This window comes from Paenibacillus sp. J31R98 (assembly GCF_056269245.1).
The window spans coordinates 78,843-91,007 of sequence record NZ_JBWDNO010000002.1; the positions used below are offsets into that span (position 1 = coordinate 78,843).

Genomic DNA, 12,165 nt, shown 5'->3' on the forward strand with positions numbered 1-12,165 from the left:
ATCTCTCCTATACAATAATTAAGACATCAAGGCTGGGCTGATTTCGTCGACTTTACGTGAAGGACGATCTGGGACAGTAAGTACGCATCGCACGAGGCACGATGTCTTGAAAATTGATACGGATAATTAGGATTGCAGATATGAAATGCATCTTTCAGGGTTGGCCCCTTACTTCTTGCATGACCAGAAAAAGAATTAAACTCTTCTCGGAAATCTTGGAAATGTATTTTTTCAAGCATGGATGACTCCCCGAGGGCAATCTCCAATTCCTTCTTATCTTGCGAGCCCCATGTATACACCGTATTTAGCGATAAGCATCTGCACTCGTTTATTAGAGCAGAGACCGCCAGGCTTATGGGTACTCCGGTAGCTGTAATTCGTGAGACAAAAGCTTTTCCAATTTTATCTGCGGTCCACGATTTAATTAGTTGGTCGTAGACATACGTACTGTAACGTTTCTTAAGCCTCTTATTTCTATAGGACACGAAACCAAGTTCATAAACGAAGTGACGAGTGGATTCAAACTCTAAATCCAAACATATAAAGTTCAACTGGTTCACCTCTTTATATCGAGATCTAAAGCAACCAAGTAACTCCTTAGCTACATTTATATAAACCAATTCATCAAGAGCCATATAAACCGCCTTGAGCTAACGGAAGCCTATTCCATTCCAGAAACAATCCAAAGGATCGGAGTAGGCTAATGCCGTCTCGCTCTGAACAAGATACGGGGACCATGCAGAAGGCATTACCGCATCATTATTTTAAAATCATCTCGTAAAGCTAAAACCACCATCTGGGAGCCCTTTAGCAATAAACGACATCCCCTTTGCGTTCCACTTGACGTACGTCTTACCTTTTGTTGTGATCTTCTCTGATCCCGTGTACAGGATACCAAGTTTGGCCAATGCCGATGCTTCAAGGTGTGCACTTGATGAGGTAGTACCGGCATCTTTCACCATAATCACGCTGCTGAACGCCTTACCGTTCACAACAGCTTTCTTAACGGGATAATCTGTTTTAAAGTTATAACCTTTATCGATCCCAATTGGCGTCAGAGGCAGTGGGATATTTCCCCAAGGGTAGTACGTGACCCCTCCAAACTGGAGGCTACCCGTTACAAACTCGGTCGGCATGAAAACATTGTCGAGGAATACTCTAGTTACATATGCTTGTGCACTTATTGATAACCCTTTCCCTACATCAACCCCGTTCAATTGAATTCTGAGCGAGGCATATTTATTTGTAAAATTGAATCCGCCTGCTATTGGGTTAGGCACGAGCGGAATGGATAAGTCCCACCTGAAAAATTGAATACCGTTGTAATATTGACTGACGGTACCGGTGGCCCCTAGATAATCAACTGCCCGTTTAGGAAGATATGAATCCCCATTGATCACGATGCCCGGTCCAAATTCGTTGCCGTTAATTTGAACGCGAACTCGGCGATAGGAATCTGCCTTCTTCTTTTCAAGGGCATTCCATGTTGCATTGTCTACGATGCCGGTTCTCGGAAGACCATTTTCTTCCTGGAACGAACTCACGGAATTGGAGGTGATCGACCCGTATATGCCATCTATAGCGGAGAAGTAATAGCCTTTGGCTGTGAGGAGCGATTGAAGATCTGAAACGTAACTTCCGGATGATCCCAAGCTTAACGTAGCTGGTCTTTGGTTGGATGCTTGTAATTGAGCCAGTTTCACGCGGGCAGTATTCACCGTAGAAGACCCATAGACAGCTCCATCGATTATGATGGCCTGATATATTTCTATGGCTTTATCCTTGGTTGTCGGCGATTTGGCGAGCTGTTCAGCGTTCTTTAGAAGGATTTTCCCTTCTGCAACCTTCAGTTGTATTAACTTTTCGCACTGCTTGAGATAGTCTTGGAGAGCAACGTAATCGCTGTAGGATATATTGCCGTAGACCACCATGAGGAATGCGTCAGCATGGTACAATGTGCTCTTCGAAGTGCCAGAGAGGTAAGCATGAAAATCATTGATTACATTCTCAATTAAACTGTAATCCGGATTTTGGCCCGTAGGAACAAAAACTGATTTGTTCTTTGCTTTAGGAATCGCAAGTAAACCATGACTGATTGTAAGGCTTCCTATCTTTGATTCAGGGGTATAGACACTGTTTGTAAACGCATGATTCAACATGTGAAGAATCATATCGCTTTCTTTAACGGAATCAATTGCCCCGAGGTTGTCTACGAAATCCATCGCATTATCAACATTGTTCGCAGTACGAAGTATTTTTTCGGCAAGAGTCGTGTTATTGACAATTTTTAAGGCCAGATCGATCTCTTTGATATTCCGCTGAAAGTCTGCCAAATCAGGTCCGGAAGTAATCAAGGACGAGATCCGTTTGGAGATAAACAGTTCCGGCTTCAATGCATTCATTCCTTTGACTACACTCCCTAATTTATTTAGGGCAACATCCTTTATCACATTTCCATACTCATGCTGAATCATGCTGTCTACGATCGCAAGAATAGGGAACACTGCCGTTCCTCCAAATATAACGATTTTGGAGAAAGTAGACTGGTTTTCTATCGAGTAACATTTGTCCCATTCGAACAGTCCCCCGTACGGGCAAACATCATCACTAAGACGTAAGTTTGTTCCGCCTACTTGCGCAAATGTAAGTGTAGGAGCACAAGTGAGAATAATACAGATTACTAGTGAAACCAACACAGCTTTGGGAGCAAATCGTTTCAACATGTCTGATTCTCCTTCGCTAATAATTATCTCTGAATTATTATTGGCACTCAGCGTCATCTGCGTCATCCTCTAGCCCTTACGCGTGTATACCTGAGTTAAGTCTTATGGCATCGCCCCTTCCGTTGGTAAACTTAACTTTGACTTCGTGTAGTTCGCTTTGCTGTGCTTTTATCATAGGGGCAGGAAGGTCGGAGTTAAACACCACTATTTAGATGGTAAAAATCCAGTTAAAAAAAGGGTATTGTCAGGAAGCCTAAAGTTCGATATAATGTGTAATTTCAAATAACCCTTAAGCTTAAACAACCCGCTTCCAATAATGGGAAGCGGGTTGTTTAAGCATTTTTATAGTGCTTGTAACTGAAAATTGCCTTTTATACGACATCTGAATCTTTATTACAATGTTCCATTGGTAATGGTGTTAAGGTGTAGAGATTGAGATGTCCTCCAATAAATCTGCTCCGTTATTTTTCACATTGCCAATATCCTTAGAAACTGGATATTTAAACATCCTCTCCTCCGGGTAGGGCTTCAGGAAACTCAGAAGGTAGCAAAATCACAGATCATCGTGCGGTTCAAAACAAATAAAAAGTGCTCAACCTTGCTTAAAAGCAAAGTTGGGCACTATCAGATTATGTAGGTGGTTTGTGGCATGTCGCCGTTGATCAAATGTACCCGTTAGTTCAACGGCTACCCAACAATTTGTTTTAATCCATCCAGAGTCTCCACAAAAAAACTTTGATTGTTTTCGATTTCAAATTTCAGTTCATTGACCTCGTGTGCAAACTCCATATAGTAACCTTCAATGACGCACTGCCCTCGATTATTAAATATTACGTCAAACTTTAAGTTCGCTTCGTGATTCGTAAATGTTGCAACTCCGTCAAAATCAGCGTAACACCGTACCAACTGATTGTAGAACTGGAATACTTCACCGTTGAGAACCACAACTCCCCTTTAACGTAATAGTTCCCACTTTTGATTTCCACGGTACCTCTAGCATCATAACCACCAAAATGACTTGTCATGTTCGGGAAATCGAAAACCTCTTCAATGGTGATTTGTACAAAACTGTTCTGTTTGCCTCGCGCAACAAATTCATACACAGATAATCATCTCACTTCGGTGGAGTATTTGTTTTGTTCAACTAATCTGCCCTTTACTTCAACAAAAGCAGCAGCTGATCCTCTGATCTGCTGCTGCTTTATTGATTGAACTATAGTGCCCGTTAGTTGAATGAGATCACTCACTTACCACCACTCAAAAAATTAGGATGATGGTACCAAATAAATTCAATCCAAGGTGGCGCTACATCAGTAAAATGTCCCCAACTCCCAGGCAAGTCCCCAGGATAATTACTTTTTATCTCAGAAAAATATGCAAGTACAAATTGTTCCTTTATTAAGCCGTTCATAATCCTACTCAACGTTTGCGTGTATTCTCTTGGCTCTTGAATTTTATCTGGAGACTTAGAACGATCATACACCCAATCTTGATCTGGATATGATGTGAGCGTTTCATCCTTATACGGATTTCTTACTATATAACCACTACCATTCCAGTCCTCATGTGAGAGTCCAGAGAAGAACGGGTTAGCACACATTAGATAATAGAATCCGCCGATTTTTGTTACTCGAGATACCTCATGAAAAACAACTCGTGAATCTGGAACAAATGTAAGTGAGTATGGATGCCATACTCCATCAAATGAATGATCTGCAAAGCAAGATAAATCGCGCATATCACCTTGAAATACATTAACATCTACTCCATAATGCTCAGCAGCCGCTTTATCTCGTTCTAATTGAGTATGTGAAATGTCCAGAACTGAGACATTAGCTCCCAGCAAAGCGAAAGCCGCAGACTGCTGTCCACCTCCGCTTGCCAAACATAAAACGTTCTTTCCTGTCAGGTCATCCAAGATACCCATTCGATCAAGACCTAAATAATCACGAGCAGACTCTTTATTAAGATCAAGATAAGGACGTGAGAATAGAGCATCTGATTTTGCCAACGATTCCCATCTTGCTTGATTAAATAAATACACTTCATCTTTCATCTTTTATCCTCCTAGTGAAATTTATGTTAATCTATCGCGGATTATCAGGTGAAGTACTGTTAACCCGTCTTCAAACGGCACTGCTCAATTGACGCGTTTTGGCACGCTGATGTCAGCCTATAAGCACATCAATTTGCCGAAATTCATGTACTACGTTATCCGTGAGAAAGGCGAAGTGTACAACGCACTGAAGTCGCTCTTCCGCAAGCGGGAATTGGTCGTATAAGCGTCAAATAGAACCTCCAGCACACTTGAAAAAGTGGCTGGAGGTTTCTTGTTCTACTCTGCGGAAGTTAACATGACCAAGAAGGATTCATCCATTCTTGCCGACTGGTCAAATACCAACGTCCCTTTCTCATAAACCATTAATTGCTTCCATTCACCGTTTCTAGTCACTTCCACATCGAATACCGTTTGAAATGCCTGAATATCACGCAGCGCCGCTGTTTCCCAACCCACTGGCAGCTGCGGATTGCAGGTAAATGATTTGAAGCCGTTCGGTCGTATTCCAAACAATCCTTCTATAAAAATTCTAGCGTATAGACCGCTTTCGGCAGACAAGTGACGCTGGTTCCCCTCCGGGAAAGCTTCCACACAATACGGAACATGCTCGCCAAGCAGCCTTGCTGTACTCAGATGCTCTAAATGTTTTAGAGCAAGATCTGGCTCTCCTACCGCAAATACGCCTCTAAGTGCATATAGTGTCGACCGATCCCAGAAGGTTTGATCTCCGGCCTGCGTGCTCAGACCATTCGTTGTCCATAGCCTAGGAGAGAACAGCGCCTCAAGCGTACCTTCTTTCCTAGTGTCGATTCCCATGACTAACGGAGCGCATATCCATGAACGCAAAATATCGTTGCCTTTATAATAGTGGTACGTAGAATACCCTTCAACTTCACCGCCGAAATAAGATTCGATCGCTTCCTTCAGCTCCTCTGCCTCACGAACATAGCCTTCCTGTTCGAGCGGTTCGAGTTCCTTGGCAAGCATCGAGGCGCTAAGTAAAGCATCATATACGAGTGAGGACGTGAATAAATTAGCCTCTCCGGCGGGAAACCGGTTTTCTAGCTCGTCAGAATCACTTTGGATAACCCCGTGCTCATTCTTCTGCCGTCTTGAATATTCCAATGCCCACTTAATTCCAGGCCAAAGTTTCTCAGCAACATGGCGATCTCCGTATGCCAGACTGAACCTTGCAGCCCCATAAGCGAACATGGCACCATCCCCGCGGTCACCTGCTCCGTTCCATATATCCGTTCCTTCGGCAACGATGCTCGAAACAAGCGCCTTGCCGTATTCCGGATCCATATGTTTCATATACAGCTCGTATCCGTTGATACTTTGTTCAATCCCTGCCGCATAGCCTAGGAACGGAAAGAAAGGGTTTATATACTCGCACTGATCATTCGTCCATAAGGCTGCATAATAATCGCCGCCTCCCGGTCCGTGCATAAGTCCATTTATCGTTTCGAAGATGCTCTCGCTTCCACGAAGTTTAGCGTAATCGAACGCCGTATTTAATATCCGATTCGGCGTTTCCAGCCTTAAGGAACGGAACACGCCATCGATAAACTCGCTCCGCTTCTCCTCTTCCTCTAACGCGTTAAACGACACTTTCTCGTTTTGTACAGAGGCGGTAAAGAGACAGATAAAGGTGCGGGCCTCATCAGGTGCTAAGGTGAACTGCTCGGAGTAATCGGCTCCAGCACTATAATTGCCTGCCTGATCCGCTAATGCAACTCTTAGTTCATAAACAGCGCCGGAAACACCTAGCTGTGAATCAGTCACGTGCATATACGCAGGCGATTGTACCTCGATTTGCATGTTGTTTGGGGTACTGTTCCGGATCGTCACCTTCTCGATGATGGCCCTCTGAAGGACGGCAGGCACAATTGTTCTATTTATGTCCAACCCCTCGACAGTCGTGCTATCAATTTCCAGCAATCCTTTAATTCGGATGAGACGGGGAAATTCCGCTTCTATTTGTTTGCCGCCGACCTTTAGGACAATCGATTCCGTCTGGGTGAAATTGTGCGATAAGCTTCCTCTCGTATCGTTAGGAATTATGCGCAGCCCCGGAAATACCGCATGACGATGCAGTTTCAGAGCCCCTTGTTCATCGACGCCGTAACTAATGATCGCTGAAGTATGAAACCCGCTCATCTCGATATGATCGTAATGAGGAATTCGAGTATCATTTACAACATGCCATACGATGCTGCCGTCTGCCTCTAGCACATGCCTCATACGCTCGCCTTCAGGAGCCTTGTCGCTCGTTTGACACCAGGACGGAAATACGGCTGGTCTCTTCTTAGTCATATGAAATTCCTCCACTAACGCGGTATCGTATTAAATTACTTATGCATAAAGAGAGCTGTCGAGACTTTCTCGACAGCCCGAGGCCCATTAATTGTTGAGCCTTCACTGACTAAGGTGATTTCCTCCAGTCTCTCCCTCACGAATGGAAATCAGCTGATTTCCGATAAGTACCTGAAGAGCAGGACCCTTCTGATTGGTAACGGTGATTTGGCCGCGATTCACTTCGATGCAGATCGTATTGTCCAGCAGTGCAATGCCTTCCGCCTTCACCCACTCGACATCTTCAGGCAGCTGGGGAGCAATCACAATCTGCTTCTGATCAGCTAGTGGCCTTAAGCCCAATAAACCAGTGACAATATTGCCGATGACCGAGTAAGAGACTTCCGGATATTCCCGGCGCGGTGTCCGTTCGTCGCTAAGCTTTAATAGCGCTTTATAAGCCTCTTCCTTCTTACCCATTGCATAATAGATATTCGGCAAATGCGACATTTCCTCCACATTCGTAACGCCGCAGCGAATAATGTCCTCTACAACAAGCTGCCGCTTCACCTCTGAGGTAATCAGCCCGAAATAAATCGGCATATAGTGCGCGGACATGTAGTACTCCGTATAGAAGCTTCCATCTTGCAGTATAGCCGAGCTAAAGCGCTCATCCTTCTCACTCCACCACTGCGTATCAAACAGCTGCTGGAGTCCTTTAGCCAAGGTGTTGAAGTGCTCCGCCTTGTCGTTCTCACCGCGAAGCCTTGCGATGGCGCTATACGCAGCATAGGCTCCGTATTGAGCAGCGATCAAATCGCCTCCCACCTTCGGAGTAAGCGCGTCTTCCACATAGGACGCGATTCCCCTTCTCCCTTCGCCTTTTACGTGGTCAGGAATGCCATCACCGTCACGGTCCCAGCGCTGCACATACTCATTCAGACTCTTCTCATAGAAGTGAAGGAACCTTTCATCATGCAAGTAGTCTGTATCTCCGCTCCACAAATATTGTCTGTAGCAGCAATTAACGATGTCAAAATTGGCGGGAAGGTTGTACCAGAAGTCATCGTCATTTGTATAATCATCCGGGCAAGGAAGCCCGTCTTTCGTAATTTCCCAGAACGTGCACCAATCTTTGGATTCACTGATATGCTCCGCAAACTTAAGCAGCATGTTCTTCGTATAAGCGCCTAATCCGAGCACAGCAGCTCCGGTGCTCTGATGCGCCACATCACGCATGCAGAATGCAGCGCGTCCTGGCAGCGAAGCCTCATACCACGGTCCGACTGGATCGCTGCTAAATGCATAAGCGAGCGCTTGTTGTTTCGCCCAATGAGCTGCCTCTTCAAGCTGCATGGATGAGGATTTCAACGTAAATAGACTTGAAATTGACATGTGAAGATATGCCTCCCTGTTTCACGATTGTTGAATCAACCTTTGACGGAGCCTAGTGTAATTCCGCCGATAAAATATTTCTGCAGGAATGGGTACACGCATAGAATAGGCGCAGTTACGACGATCGTCGTAGCCGCACGCAGCGTCTGCGGTGATAAGCCTTGAAATTTGCGCAGCAGCAGCTGCTGGTCGCGAATTTGTTGTGTCGCTTCAACCTCCAGAAGAAGTCGCCGTAAATACACTTGAAGCGTATCGAACTGGCCGTTGAAGTTGTACAGAATGACATCGAACCAGGAATTCCAGTGCCCGACTGCTGCATAAATAGACACTGCCGCAAAGACCGGCATGGCGACTGGGATAACGATTTGCAAGTAAATGCGAAGCTCGCCAGCGCCGTCTATCCGAGCAGATTCAAACAGCGCTTCTGGCAAATCCGAAATATAGGAAGCCATAAGCAGCATAAAGTATGCATTCATAAGGCCAGGAATCCAGTACACATGGAATGAATTTGTCAGTTGCAGCTGATTCATTAGAATATAAGTGGGAATGATGCCGCCGCTGAAATACATCGTAATAAAGAACAGAATGCGCATAAATTTGCGTCCGGAGAAGGTCCGAATGCTGACGATATAGGACAACAATCCGGTCATGAATAAGCAAGTACCTGTCCCGATGATAACGCGCAGAACGGACCAGCTTAATCCTTTAAGAAGCTTCTTGTTCTCAAATAACATACTATAGGCGGACATCGAGAACTTTCTTGGGAAGAAGTATATTCCTCCTCGTGCCGCATCTTTCCCGTCATTAAAGGAAAGCGCCAGCAGGTTAATGAACGGGTAGATGACTACAAAACCGAGCAGCAGCAGTACACAGATAATAGCAACGTCCGCGAAACGACTCGCAAACGAGGTCCGGTATGAATGGCTCTCCATTGCAAAGATTCCTCCTTCCCTAGAAAATGGATGATTGCGTATATTTTTTGGACAGTCGGTTCGCAACAAAGACAAGCACCAGTCCCAGTATGCTCTTCATAAGTCCGACAGCTGTACCATAGGAATAGTTGCCAAGCTGTACGCCGTAACGGTAAACATACGTATCAATAACCTCATAATGGTCTTGTGTGAGCGGATTACCAATGAGCAGCTGCTGCTCAAATCCGGCATTAAGTATGCCGCCAATCGCCAATATGAGCAGAAGCACAGCCGTTGAGCGAATGCCTGGCAGCGTAATATGTCGGATAAGCCCAAACCGGCCCAGTCCGTCAACTCGTCCCGCTTCATACTGCTCTTTATCGATACCGGCAATCGCGGACAAATAAATAATGGCGGAGAAACCCATGTCCTTCCACACATTGCTGCTTACAAGAATACCCCAGAAATAATTGCCATTCGTCAGAAACTGGATCGGTTCGTCAATGATTCCAATCATCTGCAAGAGATCATTCAGAACGCCATTACTCCCAAGGAGTGTAAAGATTATGTTCGCGACAACAACCCATGAAATAAAGTACGGAATATACGATAGGGATTGGATTGTCCTTTTGAATATACTGCCTTTCACTTCATTCAACAGCAGTGCCAAAATAATCGGCGCGGGAAAACCAATCATGAGGTTCAAAAAGCTGATAACGAGCGTATTACGCACAATTTGTAAACAATCCGGTTCGTTGAAGAAGCGGATGAAATTGTCCATTCCAACCCAATTCGAGAACATAGAGTTGCCGGGAACATAATTCTGAAACGAAATGAGCAGCCCATACATCGGGTAATACGAGAAAATAAGCACCCATACAATCATAGGTAAACTGAGGAGCCAAATTTGCCTTTCGCGTCGTACTCTCTTCCATAATACGGCCATACGCTAACCTCCAATTCCAATCGCTCAAAAGAAACGGGGGAGTCGTCCGAATCAGGAACGATCCCCCGCTTACCGCCCTACTGTGTTTTAGCCAAATTGTCTTTATATGACTGCGTCCGGAATGCTTCAATATCTTTAAGACCTAACTTGTTCGCTTTATCGCGCATGTCGTTGAATGCCTTTACAGCACCCTCCTCGGTTTTGCTCATGACGGCAGTAGCAAAGCCGGTTTTGACCAAATCTTCGATCTGCTGGTTTACGATCGTAAGCGGATTATCCGCTGTAAATACGATGCGTCTTGCCGTATTGTCATAAATGGTATCCTTGAGATTCGTGTTCATTAGCGCTTTCCATTTGTCTTCCATGTTGAAGTTCTGGTCATAAAAAGCAGTGCTCTTGTTATCGTCACTCATCAGACCTTGCGGAGAATCCAGCCAAATTTGGCCTTGACCTGTAATTTCATCGGCCTTCTCGTATTCAAACGTCCCTGCGAACAGCTTCTTCTTCTGCTCTTCAGTGAAGGCCCACTTGCCATTGCCATCGATAGTCCACGTCGATTCAGGCAAATTCGGGATACCCCAGCCGATCAAACGCGTTCCCAATGGCGTCATTCCAAAATCAAGGAACTTAATGATATCTTCCGGATGCTCTTCTTTATCCGTAATGACAGTGTAGTTCCAACCCGTCGTATCCTTTGGCGACAAGTATGCAACTTCAGCACCCGGCGCTTTCAAGCCAATTTGCACATAGCGCTGATTGTCTGTCCAGCCTTCCATCGTCGTCTTCCACACTTCATGACCGGCATTCCACGACTGCCACCAAGGTCCGATATGGCCGATAACCTGCTCATTCGAGAATTTCAGCTTCCAATCGTCAAACTTATTCAAGAAGCTGTCCGGGTCCATAAGACCTTCACGGTAAAACCGGTTATAATACTTGACTGCCTCCACACCTTCAGTTGTATTCAGCCAGTTGGTCAAGTTATGATCCGCATCTTCCTTGTAACCGTCCTTCAATCCCCAAATGCCGAGCACATTGTTCACACTAATTTGCTCATTCCAAGAAATGGCGTATGTTTTCTCACCTTGTGCATCTTTCGGATGTGCAGCTACCATCTGCTTCAGCACATTGTAGTAGTCATCGGGAGTATCAATCTTTGGAGATCCCATCTCTTGATACCAGTCCCAGCGGATGTGCGCGCTGAAGTCTGGAATAGGCAGGTAGCCCCAGCCTCTTGGTAACCCCCATAACTTGCCGTCTTTATCGAGATACGAGTTATATTTGGCACCGAGCTCCTTCTTGATGTTCGGGCCGTATTTGTCTACCAAAGGTGCTAAGTCGATAAGCTTGCCTTGCACCCGCCACTTGTCCATCGTGTCGCTGTCCATCGCAGAAATAACGCCCTTATAATCGTTGGAGGCCAGCATTAGATTCATCTTCTCTTTACCGTCTACATCGTACTGCGTCTTCTTAATGTCTACGTTAAACTTCTCCAGAAAGTAATCGTGAATCGCTTTAAAATTTTTGGCCACTTTGTCAGGATTGTCTTTGTCGGCATTATAATAATCGACAGTAATCGTCTTGTCTGGAATTGTCCAGCCATATTCATTTACCTTCGGAGCAGCTGTTGTCGTATTATTCTGCTGCGTGTTTGTTTCCTTTTGATTAGCTGTGTTGCCGCTGTTGCTTGGTTCCTCGCTGTTGTTATTTGAACAGCCTGCCATTAACCCGCCTGTCAATAAAACCGATCCTAAAACAATTGCCGCACTTTTTCTAAGTTTCATTGCTTAACCATCCCCCCAAGGAGTTGTTTTTCTTTATTGTGATTACGCTTAC

8 protein-coding genes and 1 pseudogene are annotated in these 12,165 nt (G+C 45.0%); 1 reads left to right on the forward strand and 8 read right to left on the reverse strand.

The annotated features are described in order from the left end of the window. Positions 1 to 770: 770 nt before the first annotated feature. The 3 genes from AC0YNX_RS08620 to AC0YNX_RS08630 all read right to left on the reverse strand — a co-directional run bounded on the left by AC0YNX_RS08620 (position 771) and on the right by AC0YNX_RS08630 (position 4,779). Complete coding sequence (locus AC0YNX_RS08620) at positions 771 to 2,723, reverse strand: peptidoglycan-binding domain-containing protein (protein ID WP_475815280.1); 1,953 nt, start codon at positions 2,721 to 2,723, stop codon at positions 771 to 773. A gap of 687 nt (positions 2,724 to 3,410) precedes the next feature. Further along, a complete protein-coding gene (locus AC0YNX_RS08625; protein ID WP_475815281.1) occupies positions 3,411 to 3,668 on the reverse strand; it encodes a WapI family immunity protein in 258 nt (85 codons plus the stop codon). A 298-nt stretch (positions 3,669 to 3,966) separates the two neighbouring features. Beyond that, complete coding sequence (locus AC0YNX_RS08630) at positions 3,967 to 4,779, reverse strand: class I SAM-dependent methyltransferase (RefSeq protein ID WP_475815282.1); 813 nt, start codon at positions 4,777 to 4,779, stop codon at positions 3,967 to 3,969. 85 nt (positions 4,780 to 4,864) lie between these two features. On the opposite strand from AC0YNX_RS08630, the pseudogene AC0YNX_RS08635 reads away from it, so the two are divergent. Beyond that, positions 4,865 to 5,005, forward strand: a pseudogene (locus AC0YNX_RS08635) (sporulation protein YhbH); the annotation flags it as partial. Positions 5,006 to 5,058: 53 nt separating this feature from the next. On the opposite strand, the gene AC0YNX_RS08640 reads toward AC0YNX_RS08635, so the two are convergent. The 5 genes from AC0YNX_RS08640 to AC0YNX_RS08660 form a co-directional block, all read right to left on the reverse strand. Continuing rightward, positions 5,059 to 7,098 carry a glucosidase family protein gene (locus AC0YNX_RS08640; RefSeq protein ID WP_475815283.1) on the reverse strand — a complete coding sequence of 680 codons (2,040 nt, stop codon included), beginning with the start codon at positions 7,096 to 7,098 and terminating at the stop codon, positions 5,059 to 5,061. Between the two features lie 102 nt (positions 7,099 to 7,200). Beyond that, complete coding sequence (locus AC0YNX_RS08645) at positions 7,201 to 8,472, reverse strand: alpha-L-rhamnosidase-related protein (protein ID WP_475815284.1); 1,272 nt, start codon at positions 8,470 to 8,472, stop codon at positions 7,201 to 7,203. A gap of 35 nt (positions 8,473 to 8,507) precedes the next feature. Beyond that, positions 8,508 to 9,404, reverse strand: coding sequence for a carbohydrate ABC transporter permease (locus tag AC0YNX_RS08650; RefSeq protein WP_475815285.1), 897 nt, complete (start codon positions 9,402 to 9,404; stop codon positions 8,508 to 8,510). A 19-nt stretch (positions 9,405 to 9,423) separates the two neighbouring features. Beyond that, positions 9,424 to 10,269 carry an ABC transporter permease gene (locus tag AC0YNX_RS08655; RefSeq protein ID WP_475815286.1) on the reverse strand — a complete coding sequence of 282 codons (846 nt, stop codon included), beginning with the start codon at positions 10,267 to 10,269 and terminating at the stop codon, positions 9,424 to 9,426. Between the two features lie 137 nt (positions 10,270 to 10,406). Then, positions 10,407 to 12,113, reverse strand: a complete 1,707-nt coding sequence (locus AC0YNX_RS08660; RefSeq protein ID WP_475815287.1) for a type 2 periplasmic-binding domain-containing protein — start codon at positions 12,111 to 12,113, stop codon at positions 10,407 to 10,409. Positions 12,114 to 12,165: the final 52 nt, after the last annotated feature.

Coding starts and splice junctions, on each gene's coding strand:
- AC0YNX_RS08645 (WP_475815284.1), bottom strand. CDS start 8,472: ATGTCAATTTCAAGTCTATTTACGTTGAAATCCTCATCCATGCAGCTT.
- AC0YNX_RS08620 (WP_475815280.1), bottom strand. CDS start 2,723: ATGTTGAAACGATTTGCTCCCAAAGCTGTGTTGGTTTCACTAGTAATC.
- AC0YNX_RS08660 (WP_475815287.1), bottom strand. CDS start 12,113: ATGAAACTTAGAAAAAGTGCGGCAATTGTTTTAGGATCGGTTTTATTG.
- AC0YNX_RS08655 (WP_475815286.1), bottom strand. CDS start 10,269: ATGATTGTATGGGTGCTTATTTTCTCGTATTACCCGATGTATGGGCTG.
- AC0YNX_RS08650 (WP_475815285.1), bottom strand. CDS start 9,404: ATGGAGAGCCATTCATACCGGACCTCGTTTGCGAGTCGTTTCGCGGAC.
- AC0YNX_RS08630 (WP_475815282.1), bottom strand. CDS start 4,779: ATGAAAGATGAAGTGTATTTATTTAATCAAGCAAGATGGGAATCGTTG.
- AC0YNX_RS08640 (WP_475815283.1), bottom strand. CDS start 7,098: ATGACTAAGAAGAGACCAGCCGTATTTCCGTCCTGGTGTCAAACGAGC.